Origin of the sequence: Sulfitobacter dubius, assembly GCF_900113435.1 — a bacterium.
Taxonomy (GTDB): domain Bacteria; phylum Pseudomonadota; class Alphaproteobacteria; order Rhodobacterales; family Rhodobacteraceae; genus Sulfitobacter; species Sulfitobacter dubius.
Window position 1 is genome coordinate 585,307 of the sequence record NZ_FOPG01000001.1, and the last position, 15,819, is coordinate 601,125.

Genomic DNA, 15,819 nt, shown 5'->3' on the forward strand with positions numbered 1-15,819 from the left:
CGCCCGAAATGACCTATAGTGTTCAGCAAATCGCCAAAGCCGTCGGCGCCAGCGCCGAGGGCGACATTGAACTCAAGGTCAGCGGCGTCGCCGAACCGGCCAGCGCCCAACGCGGCGAGATGGCGCTGGCGATGGACCCGCGCTATGCCAGCAGCCTTTCTGAGGGTGCTGCCGAGGTGGCGATGCTATGGGAAGGCGCGGATTGGCGGGCCTTGGGCTTGAAGGCCGCGATCTTGCCCAACCGTCCCCGCTATGCACTTTCCGGTGTGACGCGCATGCTCGACAAGGGGCAGGGGTTCAAACCGGGCATTCACCCCACCGCCGTGATCGATCCCGATGCCACTTTGGGTGAGAACGTGTCGGTCGGCCCGCTGGCGGTGATCTCTGCCGGGGCTACGGTTGGCGCGGGCAGCGTGATCGGACCGCTGTGTTTTGTCGGCGTTGATGCATCACTGGGCGAGGGCTCTTTCCTTCGTGAACACGTCAGCATCGGCGCGCGCGTCACCATCGGTCCACGCTTCATCGCACAATCGGGCGTGCGCTTGGGCGGCGACGGTTTCTCTTTCGTGACGGCTGAGCTTTCTACCGTGGAAAGCGCGCGGCAAACCTTGGGCGATCAGGGCGACGCGGCACCGCAACCTTGGACGCGTATTCATTCGCTCGGCGCTGTGATGATCGGCGCGGATGTTGAGATGGGCATGGGCTCCACCATCGACAACGGCACCATCCGCGACACCCGCGTGGGCGATGGCACGAAAATTGATAACCTTGTCCACATCGGCCATAACGCGGTGATCGGCAAAAACTGTCTGCTTTGCGGGCAAGCCGGAGTCGGTGGTTCGACCCGCGTGGGCGACAATGTCGTGCTGGGCGGGCAGGTCGGTTTGGCCGATAACATCACGATTGGCGACCGGGTGATCGCGGGCGGCGGGACGATCGTGTTGTCCAACGTGCCCGAGGGGCGCACCATGCTGGGCTACCCCGCCACGCAGATGAGCAAGCAAACCGAAATCTACAAGGCACTGCGTCGCTTGCCCAAGCTGCTGCGTGATGTCGCGGCTTTGCAAAAGGTGGTTTCCAAAACCGACAAGGCTGACTAAACCTGCCGCGGACATTGTTGAGGGACGCAGCCATGAGCACTCAAGATCAGGTCATTACCATCCTTGCCGAACAGGCCATGATTGAGCCGGAGGATGTCACGCTCGACAACACGCTGGAAGATCTGGGCATCGATAGCATGGGGGTCGTCGAATGCATCTTCGCCATAGAAGAAACATTCGACATCAACGTGCCCTTCAATGCCAACAGCCCCAGCGAAAGCGATTTCGACATCTCGACAGTACGCAGCGTTGTCGCCGGGGTGGAACGGCTGAAGGCCGAACAGAGCTAAGCACATGAAAAGAGTTGTCATCACCGGCGCCGGCACGATCAACGCTCTGGGCCTGTCGGTGCCAGAGACGCTCGCCGCGATGCGTGAAGGTAAATGCGGGATCGGCCCGCTTGAGTTCCGCGATGTGGGGCGGCTGGCTATTCGCATTGGCGGGCAGGTGCGCGGGTTCGAGGCCGAAGGGCGCTACAACCGCCAGCAGATCGCGCTTTACGACCGTTTTACCCAATTCACCCTCGCCGCAGCCCGCGAAGCGATTGAGCAGTCGGGGCTGACCTTTACCGATGAGTTGGCCGCCCGCGCCGGGGTGGTGCTGGGCACGGCGGGCGGTGGTGTGTCCACGTGGGACGACAACTACCGCGCCGTCTATGAAGAGGGCAAAAACCGGGTGCATCCCTTCGTGGTGCCCAAGCTGATGAACAATGCCGCCGCCAGCCATGTCAGCATGGAATGGAACCTACGCGGCCCGTCCTTCACCGTATCTACCGCCTGCGCGTCGTCCAATCACGCCATGGCGCAGGCCTTCGCCATGGTCCGCTCTGGCATGAGCCCGGTTATGGTGACGGGCGGATCGGAGTCGATGCTATGCTTCGGCGGCGTGAAAGCGTGGGAAGGGCTGCGCGTAATGAGCCGCGACGCCTGCCGCCCGTTTTCGGCCAACCGCAACGGGATGGTGCAGGGCGAGGGCGCGGGGGTTTTTGTCTTTGAAGACTATGACCACGCGCGGGCACGGGGGGCCGAAATCCTTTGCGAGGTTGCAGGTTTCGCCATGACTTCGGATGCCAGCGACATCGTCATGCCTTCTAAGGCCGGGGCCGCACGGGCCATGCAGGGGGCGCTGGCCGATGCGGGGATCAATCGCGAAGAGGTCGGCTATATCAACGCTCATGGCACCGGGACGGCGGCGAACGACAAGACCGAATGTGCGGCGGTCGCGGATGTGTTTGGCACTCACGCGGATCAGTTAATGATCTCATCCACCAAATCGATGCACGGCCATGTGATCGGCGGCACCGGCGCGGTTGAGCTTTTGGCCTGCATCATGGCGCTGCGGGACGGGGTGATCGCGCCCACCATCGGCTATGAGGAACCCGACCCGGAGTGCGCCCTCGACGTGGTGCCGAATGAGGCACGGGAGGCGCAGGTCGATGTGGCGCTGAGCAATGCCTTTGCCTTTGGTGGGATGAACGCCGTTCTGGCCCTGCGTCGAGCCTGAACGATCCTAACGCCGAACGAAAAATGCCGCCCCGGCAGGGAGCGGCATCAAAATTCGTAAATCTAGGCAAGTCTTACTGCTCGATCACCGACACTTCGTCGTAGCCAGCGGTGAAACCGTCGAGCGAGAGTGTCAGCTTGACCTCTTGATCGGGGGCCAATGCGGGCACGATGGTCAAGACCGCTTCTTTGCCGCGCTTGAAGGCGCCGATATCGGCATCTGTCAGACCCATCCGCACATAGCAGCCCACCGGGTTGCAGAAAGCATAGGGATAGCGGCGGGCTTTGCCACCGTCGACCGACAGGGTCAGCTGTGCGGGCAGGGCGGTCTCAAGCGGGACAACAATCGTGGCACCGGCTTTGGCTTGACCACCATCGGGCAGACGGAAAAGCGAGACTTCGGCAACTGGCGCGCCTTCACCATCGGCAAGCAGTTGGTACATCTGACAAGGGTCGACCTCTTCTTCGGTCTTGATGCAGCGCATCTCCCAGGAGCCAATCTCTTTCTTGGTGTAGGGCTTGCCCAATTCGGGGTCTCTGTCCGCGTCTTCACCAAGGCTCAGCTGCTCTTCGATCTGAGAGGCATTGCCGCTGGTGCCGGCCTGCGGTGCCTGCTCTTCGCTCGGTGCGCTATTTTCTTCCGCGGCCGTGTCCGGCGTTGCGGTCTGGGCGAAAGCGGTCATTGGGGCCGTCAGTGCAAGCGCTGCACATAGCGGCAGGGCGGTCATAAACTTGCTCATGTCATATCCACATTAGTTGCGTTACCGCCCCTTACCATGCCGCCCCGCGATTGTCAGTGGTCATAGCCGCATTTCAATCATGGATCGGGCAATTTCATGCCGACCTAATGTCCCGCGAATTTTCCGCAATGTCAGAGACTTAGCCGCTGTAAACGCAAAAGGGGACGCAACGCGCCCCCTTCCGTGTACTTTCTCCCCGTCGGACTGGGCCGACTTATTAATGCCACGTTAGGCAAGCGCGTGATGCCGGTCAACAGTAAAAATGCGACAATCTGTCATGGAGGAAGCAACAGCCTATGGTAGAAAAAGGGCCGCACCCGAGGGCGCGGCCAAGTCTAACAGGGAGGAAGTACACCCACCCGAAAGAAGGACATGCGGGCGGGGTGCCTTCACTATGGCGCGCAAAGGTTAAGTTTGTATGCTCTAGTGGAACGGACGAATGGCTAAAATTGACAGAAAGGCCCCAGCGTGAGCAGTGACATCTTTATCGGCGGCGGCGGTCCCGACTATGCGACCAAGCAATTTCTCGACCTCGGCTATGCAAACCGCCACGGACTGATTGCCGGGGCCACCGGGACGGGCAAGACGGTAACGCTGCAAATCCTTGCTGAAGGGTTCGCGAATGCAGGCGTGCCGGTGTTCCTATCGGATGTGAAAGGTGACCTCTCGGGCCTTGCCATGGCGGGCAGTGACGCTGCGAAACTGCACGTACCCTTCACCGAACGCGCCGCCAAGATCGGTTTTGACGATTATATCTACCAGTCGTTTCCAGTGACCTTTTGGGATCTCTTCGGAGAGCAGGGCCACCCAGTCCGCACCACCGTTTCCGAGATGGGACCGCTGCTGATCGCGCAGCTTCTAAGCCTCAGCGAGGCGCAGGAGGGTATTTTGAACATCGCCTTCCGCGTCGCAGATGAAGAGGGCATGCCGCTTTTGGACCTCAAAGACCTGCAAGCGCTGCTGGTGTGGGTTGGGGAGAATGCGAAAGACTTGGCGTTGCGCTATGGCAATGTCTCAACCGCTTCGGTCGGCACGATCCAGCGACGCTTGCTGGTCTTGGAAAATCAAGGCGGCGCACAGTTGTTCGGCGAACCGGCATTGGCGCTGTCTGATTTGATGCGCTGCGATGCGGATGGGCGCGGACGGATCAACATCCTAGCCGCAGACAAGCTCATGGCCTCGCCGAAGCTCTATGCGACGTTCCTGCTATGGCTGATGTCCGAACTTTTTGAGGAACTGCCCGAATTGGGCGACCCCGACAAACCCAAGCTGGTATTCTTCTTTGACGAGGCCCACCTGCTGTTTGATGATGCGCCCAAGGCGTTGGTGGATAAGGTGGAACAGGTGGCGCGGCTGATCCGCTCCAAGGGGGTCGGCGTCTACTTCGTGACCCAGAACCCCGCAGACGTGCCTGATGATATTCTGGGCCAGCTTGGCAACCGTATCCAACACGCGCTGCGCGCCTTTACCGCACGGGACCGCAAGGAGCTTCGTCAAGCCGCCGAGACCTACCGCGAGAACCCGCGTTTCGACACCGAAGAGGCGATCCGCGAGGTTGGCGTGGGCGAAGCGATAACCTCGATGCTGCAACGCAAAGGCGTGCCCGGTGTGGTCGAACAAACGCTGATCCGCCCGCCGTCATCGCAACTTGGCCCTATTTCTGTGGCTCAGCGTGCGGCGGTCATGGCGGGCTCTGATCTTGCCGGGAAATACGAAACTTTGAAAGACCGCGAGTCGGCCTATGAGATGCTCAAAGCCCGTGCCGAGGCGGCCGCCAAGGAAGCGGAAAAGATTGAGGCCGCCGCAGAAGCCGAGGACGAGGCTGCGCGAGAATTCCAGAAGGCTCGGCGCTATGGCGGCGCGCGTAGCAGCAGCAGGTCGGCTCGAAAATCATCGGATGGTTTCGGTGATGCCATCGCCAGCGCCGTAATCAAGGAGTTAAAGGGCACCACAGGCCGCCGGATAGTGCGCGGCATTTTGGGCGGGCTGTTTAAGGGTCGCTAAGGCAAGGGAAGACAAAATAAATGGGGCGCGGTATTGCGACCGCGCCCCTTTTTTGTGGCTTGGAAAAACCACCGCGTTTACCGCTCGGGGATCAACCCACGCGGGCTGAAGCGCAGCACCAACAGCAGCACAATTCCCATCGTCAGTAGACGCATATGAGCAGCACTCTCAATCAGATGGGCCTTGAGAGCAGAACCTTCGGACATGCCAGCCGTGATGAGGTTCATCAGCCACAGGCCCATCGGTTCAACCTGCACCCAAAGGAACCAAATCAGGAACCCGCCCAAAATCGCGCCAAAGTTGTTGCCCGATCCGCCGACGATCACCATGACCCAGATCAGGAAGGTAAAGCGCAGCGGCTGGTAGGTGCCGGGCGTGAGCTGGCTGTCCATCGTTGTCATCATCGCACCAGCAATACCGCAGATGGCAGAGCCAAGGATGAAGACCTGCAAATGCCGCGCGGTGACATCTTTGCCCATCGCTTCGGCGGCGACTTCGTTATCACGGATCGCGCGGAGCATGCGCCCCCAAGGCGAATGGAGCGCACGTTGGCTCATCCACAGGAGAATTAGCAAAACCACGGCAAAAAGAGCGATATAGAGCAGTTTCACCCAAAGCGTCGACGCCTCTACCGGGTCGAACCCGAAACCGGCAGCGCGCTCGACAAACGAGGCGCTGTTTTGGAGGTCGATCTCATAGGGCACCGGGCGCGGCAGGCCAATGACGTTCTTGACGCCCCGGCTCATCCAATCTTCATTTTTCAGTACCGCGATGATGATCTCGGCAATGCCCAACGTGGCAATCGCCAGATAATCCGAGCGCAAGCCCAGAGCTGTCTTGCCGATAAGCCATGCGGCGCCAGCGGCAAATAGGCCACCCACGGGCCAAGAAATCAGGACCGGCAGTCCCAAACCACCGAGGTAGCCGCTTTGCGCAGGGTTGATTGCCTCGACTGCTTGGACCGCGGGGTCAAGCAGTGCCCGGAAAACGAAAAAACCGACAACAAGCACCGCGATAACCGCGAGGGTACGGGCGATACCCGGTGCCATACGCTTCATCAGCATGACCGCAGCAACGACCGTGCCCGCTCCTAACAAAAGCGCACCGATTATAGCAAAGCCGCCCGTGGTCCATGCGCCCTCGGTCGGGGGCATTGAAACCAGCACCGCCGCCAGACCGCCGAGCGCCACAAAGCCCATGATGCCGACGTTAAAGAGCCCCGCAAAGCCCCATTGGAGGTTCACCCCAAGCGCCATGATCGACGAGATCAGACCCATAGCGACGATCAAAAGCGCCGAGTTCCAGCTTTGTGCAAAGCCCGTGTAGATGATCATCAGAGCGATGATCGCGAAAAGGATGGTGTTTTTCACAGTCTGGTTCATACCGATTTCCCCTTGAACAGGCCGGTGGGCTTGATCAGCAGAACGATCAGAAGGATGACGAAGCTGACCGCAAATTTGTAATCCGTGCTCATAAGCTGGACCAAGCCGTCAGGCTCCAGCCCCTCGGGCATGACGTAGCCCAGCACCTTTTTCCACGCGTAGGTAATCGTCACCTCGCTGAAGGCGATGACGAAACCACCCGCAATGGCCCCCACCGGGCTGCCAAGGCCGCCCACAATCGCCGCAGCAAAGATCGGCAGCAAAAGCTGGAAGTACGTGAATGGTTTGAAAGACTTATCCAGCCCGTAAAGCGTGCCTGCGATGGTCGCCAGCGCGGCGACGATTATCCAAGTGATCATCACTACACGCTCAGGATTGATACCCGACAGCAGCGCCAGATCTTCGTTGTCCGAATAGGCACGCATGGATTTGCCCGCGCGGGTCTTGTTGAGGAACCAAAACAGCAACGCGACAACGATGATCGCGGTGACGATGGTGATGCCTTGGGTGGTTTTGAAGGCCAGACCTTCTTTCAAACCCGTCAGCGCCTTAAAGTCCCGCGCCGACATGATGAACCGCTCCCCATCAAGGAAGTTCTGATCGTCCGCGCCAATAATGAACCGCGTGATGCCGTTGTAGATGAAAGTCACGCCGAGGGAGACGATCACCAAAATCACCGGCTTGGCCTTTTGCTCGCGGTAGAATTTATAGACGACCCTATCGGTCCCCAACAGCAGCAGAATGGCAAAGCCGATGCCGAAGGGCAGGGCGAGCAGTGCGGTGGGCAAGAAGCCAAGGCTCAGCCCCATGGACTGGAACAGCCATGTGACAAGGATCGTCGCCATCGTCCCCATGGCCATGGTGTCGCCATGTGCGAAGTTTGAGAAACGCAGGATGCCGTAGACCAAAGTCACGCCAAGCGCGCCGAGTGCCAGCTGCGAGCCATAAGCAATGCCCGGAATGAGGACATAGTTCGAAAGTGCAATAAATGCGTTGAGCAGATCCATGTTCAGCCCCCCAGAAACGATTTGCGGACTTCAGGATCGGCCAGAAGCTCTTTGCCGGTGCCGGTAAAGGCGTTTGCCCCCTGCACAAGCACATAGCCTTTGTCCGCGATCTCAAGCGCCTGACGGGCGTTTTGTTCGACCATCAGGATCGGGATGCCGGTGCGGGCAACCTCGATGATCCGGTCGAACAATTCGTCCATGACGATCGGGCTCACGCCTGCGGTCGGCTCGTCGAGCATCAGGACTTTAGGCTGGGTCATCAGCGCCCGGCCCACGGCGACCTGCTGACGTTGACCGCCCGACAACTCGCCCGCCGCCTGATTGCGCTTTTCCTTGAGGATCGGAAACAGGTCATAGACCTGCGCCATCGTATCGCGGAAATCATCGCGGCGGATGAAGGCGCCCATCTCAAGGTTCTCTTCGACCGTCATGGAGGTGAAGATATTGGAGGTCTGCGGTACGAAACCCATGCCCTTGGCCACCCGGTCTTGCGGGCTGAGGTTGGTAATATCCTCCCCATCTAGCCGCACATGGCCCTTGCGCATGTCGAGCATGCCAAAGACCGCCTTCATGCCCGTGGATTTGCCCGCACCATTGGGGCCGACGATCACGGCAATCTCGCCGCGGTCCACCGCGATGGTGCAGTCATGCAGAATGTCGGGGCCCGCGCCGTATCCAGCGGTCATGCTGTCGCCGATCAGAAAGGGGCCGCCGGGGGCGGGGTGTGTTTTGCCGCTGGCCTTTGGCATGATGCTGCCTTGGCCTTTTGCGTTGCCGACCGACCAGTCTTTGTTGCCGCGGTCGCCGTAGGGATCATTGCTCATGCGCCTACCTTGTCCTTGTTTTTCAGGCCGGTGCCGAGATAGGCCTCGATAACCTGCTCGTTCGCCTTGATCTCATCGAGCGTGCCTTCGGCCAGCACGTGACCCTCGGCCATGCAGATCACCGGATCGCAAAGGCGGCCAATGAAATCCATGTCATGCTCAATGACGACGAATGTGTAATTGCGTTCTTTATTCAGCCGGATGATGGCGTCGCCAATGGTGTTAAGCAGCGTGCGGTTCACGCCCGCGCCGACCTCATCCAGAAAGACGATCTTGGCATCCACCATCATGGTGCGGCCCAGTTCCAGCAGCTTTTTCTGACCGCCCGAGATTTGGCCCGCTTTCTGCTCGGCCAGATGTTCGATGGTCAGGAATTCCAGCACCTCATCGGCCTTCGCGCGCAGCGCACGTTCTTCATTGGCGATGCGTTTGGTGCCGAACCATGTGTTCCACAGCGTCTCACCCGATTGGTCGCCCGGGACCATCATCAAATTCTCGCGGCACGACATCGACGAAAACTCATGCGCGATTTGGAAGGTGCGCAAAAGCCCTTTGTGGAAAAGCTCATGCGGCGGCAGACCGGTGATGTCCTCCCCGTCCATGGTGACCCGGCCCGAAGTGGGCTGAAGCACGCCTGCGATGACGTTGAACAGCGTGGTCTTGCCCGCGCCATTGGGGCCGATCAACCCGGTGATCGATCCCTTCTCAATCGACAGGCTGGCCCCGTCAACGGCGTGAAATCCGCCGAAATGTTTGTGTAAGTCGTCTACGACGATCATATGTCCATCCCCGTGTCCGCCACCTTTGTGGCTGGTTTTTATTGGTCGTAACGCGGCTGGCCGCCCCAAAAAGACGGGCCACCTTACTTGTTTACAGTCTGCTGCGATTCTTGAAAGGGACCGGTGCGGCCATTCTACGAAGAAAACGGCCCTGTGCCTCAATAAAGGCAGCTTGTGCGCCGCTGCCGAATTTAGCCTCGGCATCTCCCATGCGCGAAGCCCTGACCGGCACGGCCATCAAATGCTTATTCATCCTGTCCTCCCAGTCGGAACATGTTTCCCACGTTCTCGCTATTGGATTTGTAGAGCCTGCCTTCGCGGAAGAAAAGGCGATTTACTATGCAAAAGGCCCGATCGCGATGCGACCGGGCCCCTTTGGACGTTTCAAACAAGAGGTAAATCAGCGGTAGCCAATTGTAACCATCTTGCCGTCTTTCATCTCGATCTCGCGGTAGCTGCCCGCGCTTTCGCCCGGTCCGATCAGCTCAACAGCAGAGGCACCGACATAGTCGACATCGCCGCCGTCTTTGATGATCTGCAAAGCTTTGCCAAGCTCACCCGGCAGAATTTTCTCACCTGGTGCGTTGGCGACTTCCATCACCTTTTCTTTGTAGGCAGCAGGATCGTTGGAGCCCGCGGCCTGCATCGCCAGCAACATCAAAGCCGCAGCGTCATAGGATTCAGGAGAGAAGGCGTTTGTTGGCTCGAAACCGGCCTCTTCGCCCATCTTTTTGTAGTTGTCCGGGCCTTCGCCAGCGGCACTTGGGTTCTGGCCAAAGGAGCCATCCGCGCTTTCGGCGAATTTCTCTTCCAGCGTGTCGGAAACCATGCCGTCGGGGAACATGAATGTGTCGAACGCGCCTGCGTCAAGCGCACCGTTCACGATGCCCGCACCGCCTTGGTCGACGTAGCCCGCAACGATCAGCACTTCACCACCGGCAGAGGCCAGCGCGCCGACTTCGGCGGAATAATCCGCTTTGCCGTCTTCATGCGAGGTGTTGATTGTGACCGTACCGCCGGATTCTTTGAAAGCGGATTCAAAGCTGTCGGCTAAACCTTTACCATAGTCGTTGTTGGTATAGGTCACTGCGACTTCGGTGATGCCACGGTCGTTCAGGATGTCGGCCATGACCTGACCCTGACGGGCGTCAGATGGCGAGGTGCGGAAGAACAGGCCGTTGTCTTCGACAGTCGACAGGGCCGGAGATGTCGCGGAAGGCGAGATCATCACGATGCCGTTCGGAATGGCAACGTTTTGCAGCGAAGCGGTGGTCTCGCCCGAGCACATGCCGCCAACGATGCCGCTGACGCGGTCAGAGGTGATCAGACGCTCTGCGGATGCCACGGCAAGGCCCGCGTCGATGCAGCCGGTGTCGCCACGCTCGGACGATACGGTCGCCCCATCGAGGAACATGCCGCTCTCGTTGACTTCGGCAATCGCCAGTTCAGCACCGGCTGCCATGTCATTTGCCAGCGATTCCAGCGGGCCGGTGAAGCCCAGCAGAATGCCGATTTTTGTGTCTTCTGCCTGCGCGCCTGTGGCGAGCAAAGCAACAGCCGTTGTGGCCATCAATATTTTTTTCATTTGGTACTCTCCCTTAGTTGAACTCTCGTTCTGATCGAACGTTAGGTTGTGGTTTCAAAAAAGAAAAGGTGATTTATCGAGTGTTTTTGGCGGGCGGCTTTTCGCGTGCGGGGGGCAGAGCAGTGGAAATGGGTGGCAGGCTGTCTACATCCTACCTCAAGCCCCCATTCCCAAAGGAGCCTTCCCATGACATCCGCCATACATATCACGACCGCCACCTTGATCGGCTTCGGCAGTATCCACGCCGCAGCGGCAGTGAACGCGCAAGACAGCCTGACCATCACGCCGGTGGCCGAAGGTCTGGAGGCCCCCTGGGGCGTCGCACCGTTGCCCGGAGGTGGCCTTTTGGTTACCGAAAAGGCCGGGCGGCTGATCCATGAAAAAGACGGCGCGCGGCATGAAATATCTGGCCTGCCGGAGGTTGCGGTGGTCGGGCAGGGCGGTTTGCTCGACATCACATTGGCGCAGGACTTCGACCAAAGTCGGGTCTTGTTCCTGACCTATGCCAAACCTCAAGAAGGCGGTGGCGCGGGCACGGCATTGGCCTCTGCGCGCTTGTCGGAAGATGCCAGCACACTTGAGGATCTGACCGAGCTTTTTGCCATGAAACCCGGCAGCAACGGCGGGCAGCATTTCGGCTCTCGCGTGGTTGAGGCACCGGATGGCACGCTTCTGGTGACCATTGGCGAGCGCGGCGACCGACCCGCCGCACAAGACCGCAGCACCCATAACGGCAGCATCATCCGGGTAAACCGCGACGGCTCGATCCCCGACGACAACCCCTTTCTGGACATGCCCGATGTACTGCCCGAAATCTGGTCCTACGGCCACCGCAACCCGCAAGGCGCGGGGCTTGATCTGAAAGGGCGGCTTTGGGTGTCTGAACACGGGGCCAAGGGCGGTGACGAAGTGAACCGCATCACCAAAGGCGCGAACTATGGCTGGCCGGTGATTTCCTACGGGGAGCATTACTCAGGCGCGAAGATCGGTGAAGGATCTGAAAAAGAGGGCATGGAGCAGCCCGAATTCTACTGGGATCCCTCCATCGCGCCCGCGGGTCTTATGGTCTACTCCGGCGCGCAATTCCCCGAATGGAAAGGTGATATCTTCGTAGGCTCGCTCAAGTTCGACTATATCGCCCGGCTGAGTGGTGACCCGCTGGAAGAGGTGCAGCAGATCAAAACCGAGGAAACCGCCCGCGTGCGCGACGTGGTTGAAGGCCCAGAGGGGGGCATCTGGTTCATCTCTGAAACCAACGGCACCGTTAACCGGATCACGCCCTAGGCCTTACGCCGGCTGCCGCGACGATTGGCTGCCCCGTTCCCGGTAAGGGGTGGTCTGATAATGTGCGCGGTAGCATTTGGAGAAATGCGAGGGCGAGGCGAACCCACAGGCCAGCGCCACATTGATCACGCTCATATCCGTCTGCATCAACAGGTTACGCGCCTTTTGCAGCCGCAGTTCCATATAGTAGCGTTTGGGGCTGCGGTTCAGGTAACGGCGGAACAGCCGCTCCAACTGGCGGGTCGACATCCCAACATCCCGCGCAAGGATCGAAGGGCTGATCGGCTCTTCAATATTACGCTCCATCTGTTGAATGACTTGGCTGAGCTTGGGATGGCGCACACCGATTCGGGTGGGCACCGACAGGCGCTGCGTATCTTGGTCGGTGCGGATCGAGGAATAAATCAGCTGATCCGCCACCGCATTGGCGGTTTCTTCGCCGTGATCATCGGCGATGAGTTTCAGCATCAAGTCCAGCGAAGAGGTGCCGCCCGCTGTGGTCAGCCGGTTGCCGTCCACCACAAAGACCGATTTCGTCAGCACAACCTCTTCGAACTCCTCGCCAAAGCTGTCTTGGTTTTCCCAGTGGATCGTGGCGCGTTTGCCGTCCAGCAGCCCGGCCTTGGCCAGCGTATGCGCCGCCGTGCATAGCCCGCCAACAACCAGCCCTTTGCGGGCCTCACGGCGCAACCACGCTAACAGCTTCTTCGTGGTCGCCGCCTGCACATCGAGGCCACCACAAATAACAATCGTGTCGTCGCGGCCCAATTCCTCTAACCCGCCATCGAGCGCAAAGACCGCACCAGAAGAACTCACGCATGTTTCACCCGTCTCGCCCACAACCTGCCATTCATAGGCCTTTTGGTCGAGCATACGGTTCGCGATGCGCAGACATTCCACAGCCGAGGCGAAGCTCAGCAACGTAAAATTCTCCAAAAGCACAAAGACGAAACGCCGCGGCTTGTCGGTCTGGGGGGGCATGCGGGTGGCCGGGCGCGATTGGGACATCTCGGCGTCTTTCTACTCAGGTCGTCTCGGGCGGTATGTGCCATGGCCGCCAGAACTTGCCGAAAACATTGCCCACGGCCCTGTCGCAACGTCAATAGGGCGCATTTCGGTTCTGGTCACTTTCCCCGCGCCTTTGTATAGAGAAAGATCACGAAGCGCCGACACTCGGCGCTGTGGAGCGGAGTAAGAAGATGACAGACTGGAGCACCTCAAGCTGGCGCAGCAAACCGCGCGTCCAGATGCCCGATTACCCTGACCAAGCCGCATTGCAAGCGGTTGAGGCACAGCTGGCACGCTATCCGGTCCTCGTTTTTGCGGGCGAAGCACGCCGGTTGAAGAAACATCTGGCCGCCGCTGGCCGTGGCGAAGCCTTCCTCTTGCAGGGCGGCGACTGTGCCGAGAGCTTTGAGCAGTTCAGTTCGGACGCCATTCGCGACACATTCAAAGTGATGTTGCAGATGGCCATCGTGTTGACCCATGGCGCCAAAGTGCCGGTGATCAAACTGGGCCGTATGGCGGGGCAATTCGCCAAACCGCGTTCGGCCCCGACCGAGACGGTTGATGGCGTGGAACTGCCCAGCTACCGCGGCGACATCATCAACGATCTGGCCTTCACCGCCGAGTCGCGCATCCCCGACCCGCAAAAGATGCTGCGCGCCTACACACAGGCCGCCGCCACGCTGAACCTTTTGCGCGCCTTCTCGACCGGGGGCTATGCCGATGTGCATCAGGTCCACGGCTGGACGCTGGGCTTCACCGACGACGAAAAGGCCGAGAAATACCGTGAGATCGCCAATCGTATCTCTGACACGCTGGACTTCATGGCCGCCGCTGGCGTAACCGCCGAAACCGCGCATACGCTGCAGTCGGTGGAGTTCTACACAAGCCACGAATCCCTGCTGCTGGAGTATGAAGAAGCGCTTTGCCGTCGGGACAGCCAGACCGGCAAATGGCTGGCGGGCTCGGGCCATATGATCTGGATCGGTGACCGCACGCGGCAGCCGGACGGCGCGCATGTGGAATTCGCCAGCGGTGTGCAAAACCCCATCGGCCTGAAATGCGGCCCCTCCATGACCAGCGATGACCTCAAGCAATTGATGGCCAAGCTGAACCCCGACAACGAAGAGGGCCGTCTGACGCTGATCTCGCGCTTTGGTGCGGGGCAGGTGGGCGATCACCTGCCGCGTCTCATCAAAACCGTGCAGGAAGAGGGCGCGAATGTCGTTTGGACCTGTGACGCGATGCACGGTAACACGATCAAATCCTCGACCGGCTACAAGACACGGCCCTTCGATTCCGTGCTGCGCGAAGTGCATGAGTTCTTTGCCGTGCATAACGCCGAAGGCTCTGTCCCCGGTGGTGTGCATTTCGAGATGACAGGCCAAGATGTGACTGAATGCACCGGCGGCGTGCGCGCGGTCAGCGACGAAGACCTGTCGGACCGCTACCACACCGCCTGCGACCCGCGCCTTAACGCCAGCCAGTCGCTGGAATTGGCGTTTTTGGTGGCCGAAGAACTGTCGAACCGCCGCTCGGCGCAGGCGACGCGCGCGGCTGGATAACAGACGCGGTCTTAGCCTGACTATATCATGGTAAACGCCGCCCCGCTTGATGTTGGGCGGCGTTTTTACGCCCGGACGACTGTCGCGCTATTCCTGCTTGGACTTCACCAATCGCAGATAGGGCGGAATATCTCCCGTCGTGGCAGGGGTGAAATTAGCTTTCCCCTCAGCAAATCCAGTCACTCTTGGCAAAGACGGCTGTTGAAATGGGGCGGCGTATCGCAAAGGTCGGGTCGCTCCGCCCAAGACGCTGTGCCGCTTCTCTTGAGTCAAATCAAACCGGCGTGGCGATTGGCCGATATCACCTTGCACCACCAAACAGCCAAGCACGCGGCTTACATCACCCAGATCGCTTTCCAAAGGCAGCAGCAACATCCGCCCGGCCAAGGCGGGGCGGCCATGGGCAGCAGGGGCGATTAGATGCAGGTTTGTCTGACCGGGCATCTGAAAGACTTCCTCTAACACCTCGGAGACCCGGGGGCGCGATTGCGTGGCAAAGAAGGCGGTGATTGGCATGCCGCGCACCTCCATCCCCATAAGGTCGCGTAGATGCCCCCCCGCAATGCGCAATCGCGCCACGCCAACCGCAACGCGTTCGAGGATAAAGGCATACTCCAACGCGGATTCGATCCCTCGCGGATCAATATCAGACCGTCGCGGCATCAATCTGCTGCCACGCAAGGATTCCCAATAGGCTTCGACCTGCGCCAGCGGGCCATAGCCAACATGCGTCCGATGATCTGACATGGCGACAACATTCTGCGCGGTGTGGTCTGTATGGCCCATAAAACTCTACCTAAAGGACTTGGCCAGTACAGCTGCCGCTTTCTTGAAACGACAGCGCATCATGTAGCCAGAGACATTACCAAATCATTAATACTGCAGGCAGAAAGGAAGCGCGTCAGGCTTTCGCTGGAATGGTTAACGGCGCGGGAGGCAGATCGGGCGCAGATCGGGCATCCTGTCGGTCCGGGGGCTTGCCCCGCGCGGGGGTTTCGCCGTAAGGCAGGACATGACCGCCCTTGCAAGGAACGCACCGATG

General features: G+C 59.7%; 15 protein-coding genes. 7 read left to right on the forward strand and 8 right to left on the reverse strand.

Annotated features, from left to right (window positions below; translation table 11 throughout):
• Positions 1 to 8: 8 nt before the first annotated feature.
• The 3 genes from lpxD to BM229_RS02890 are packed head-to-tail and all read left to right on the forward strand — an operon-like array spanning position 9 to position 2,603.
• Entirely contained in the window at positions 9 to 1,100 is a 1,092-nt protein-coding gene (gene lpxD / locus BM229_RS02880; protein ID WP_093926176.1) for a UDP-3-O-(3-hydroxymyristoyl)glucosamine N-acyltransferase, read from the forward strand.
• 32 nt (positions 1,101 to 1,132) lie between these two features.
• Positions 1,133 to 1,390 (forward strand): acyl carrier protein, encoded by a 258-nt coding sequence (locus BM229_RS02885; protein WP_093926177.1) that lies wholly within the window; start codon positions 1,133 to 1,135, stop codon positions 1,388 to 1,390.
• A gap of 4 nt (positions 1,391 to 1,394) precedes the next feature.
• Positions 1,395 to 2,603, forward strand: a complete 1,209-nt coding sequence (locus BM229_RS02890) for a beta-ketoacyl-[acyl-carrier-protein] synthase family protein (protein WP_093926178.1) — start codon at positions 1,395 to 1,397, stop codon at positions 2,601 to 2,603.
• Between the two features lie 73 nt (positions 2,604 to 2,676).
• Here the strand turns inward: BM229_RS02890 and BM229_RS02895 are convergent, their stop codons facing one another.
• A complete protein-coding gene (locus BM229_RS02895; protein WP_093926179.1) occupies positions 2,677 to 3,342 on the reverse strand; it encodes an invasion associated locus B family protein in 666 nt (221 codons plus the stop codon).
• A gap of 468 nt (positions 3,343 to 3,810) precedes the next feature.
• Between BM229_RS02895 and BM229_RS02900 the strand changes: the two genes are divergently transcribed.
• The gene (locus BM229_RS02900) at positions 3,811 to 5,346 is read left to right on the forward strand and encodes a helicase HerA-like domain-containing protein (protein ID WP_093926180.1); all 1,536 of its coding nucleotides are present in this window, start codon (positions 3,811 to 3,813) and stop codon (positions 5,344 to 5,346) included.
• 77 nt (positions 5,347 to 5,423) lie between these two features.
• Here BM229_RS02900 and BM229_RS02905 read toward each other — a convergent pair whose 3' ends face one another.
• From BM229_RS02905 to BM229_RS02920, 4 genes are read right to left on the reverse strand one after another with little or no spacing between them, the layout of a single operon-like run.
• On the reverse strand, positions 5,424 to 6,728 hold the full coding sequence (locus BM229_RS02905) for a branched-chain amino acid ABC transporter permease (protein WP_093926181.1): 1,305 nt from the start codon (positions 6,726 to 6,728) through the stop codon (positions 5,424 to 5,426).
• Positions 6,725 to 7,735 (reverse strand): branched-chain amino acid ABC transporter permease, encoded by a 1,011-nt coding sequence (locus BM229_RS02910; protein WP_093926182.1) that lies wholly within the window; start codon positions 7,733 to 7,735, stop codon positions 6,725 to 6,727. The genes BM229_RS02905 and BM229_RS02910 overlap by 4 nt, the downstream gene beginning before the upstream one ends.
• A gap of 2 nt (positions 7,736 to 7,737) precedes the next feature.
• A complete protein-coding gene (locus BM229_RS02915; protein WP_093926183.1) occupies positions 7,738 to 8,559 on the reverse strand; it encodes an ABC transporter ATP-binding protein in 822 nt (273 codons plus the stop codon).
• Positions 8,556 to 9,338: an ABC transporter ATP-binding protein gene (locus BM229_RS02920; protein WP_093926184.1), complete on the reverse strand. Its 783-nt coding sequence runs from the start codon at positions 9,336 to 9,338 to the stop codon at positions 8,556 to 8,558. The genes BM229_RS02915 and BM229_RS02920 overlap by 4 nt, the downstream gene beginning before the upstream one ends.
• A 209-nt stretch (positions 9,339 to 9,547) precedes the next feature.
• Here BM229_RS02920 and BM229_RS18175 point away from each other — a divergent pair, with 209 nt between their 5' ends.
• Entirely contained in the window at positions 9,548 to 9,748 is a 201-nt protein-coding gene (locus BM229_RS18175; protein ID WP_093926185.1) for a hypothetical protein, read from the forward strand.
• Here BM229_RS18175 and BM229_RS02930 read toward each other — a convergent pair.
• Positions 9,739 to 10,923 (reverse strand): ABC transporter substrate-binding protein, encoded by a 1,185-nt coding sequence (locus tag BM229_RS02930; protein WP_093926186.1) that lies wholly within the window; start codon positions 10,921 to 10,923, stop codon positions 9,739 to 9,741. The two genes, BM229_RS18175 and BM229_RS02930, sit on opposite strands and share 10 nt — an antisense overlap.
• 186 nt (positions 10,924 to 11,109) lie before the next feature.
• Between BM229_RS02930 and BM229_RS02935 the strand changes: the two genes are divergently transcribed.
• Positions 11,110 to 12,207: a PQQ-dependent sugar dehydrogenase gene (locus tag BM229_RS02935; RefSeq protein WP_093926187.1), complete on the forward strand. Its 1,098-nt coding sequence runs from the start codon at positions 11,110 to 11,112 to the stop codon at positions 12,205 to 12,207.
• Positions 12,208 to 12,210: 3 nt separating this feature from the next.
• On the opposite strand, the gene BM229_RS02940 is transcribed toward BM229_RS02935, so the two are convergent.
• On the reverse strand, positions 12,211 to 13,215 hold the full coding sequence (locus BM229_RS02940) for a GlxA family transcriptional regulator (protein ID WP_093926188.1): 1,005 nt from the start codon (positions 13,213 to 13,215) through the stop codon (positions 12,211 to 12,213).
• 191 nt (positions 13,216 to 13,406) lie between these two features.
• Here BM229_RS02940 and BM229_RS02945 point away from each other — a divergent pair, with 191 nt between their 5' ends.
• Positions 13,407 to 14,777 carry a class II 3-deoxy-7-phosphoheptulonate synthase gene (locus BM229_RS02945; RefSeq protein WP_093926189.1) on the forward strand — a complete coding sequence of 457 codons (1,371 nt, stop codon included), beginning with the start codon at positions 13,407 to 13,409 and terminating at the stop codon, positions 14,775 to 14,777.
• An 87-nt stretch (positions 14,778 to 14,864) separates the two neighbouring features.
• Here BM229_RS02945 and BM229_RS02950 read toward each other — a convergent pair whose 3' ends face one another.
• Positions 14,865 to 15,563, reverse strand: coding sequence for a PAS domain-containing protein (locus BM229_RS02950; protein WP_093926190.1), 699 nt, complete (start codon positions 15,561 to 15,563; stop codon positions 14,865 to 14,867).
• Positions 15,564 to 15,819 lie beyond the last annotated feature (256 nt).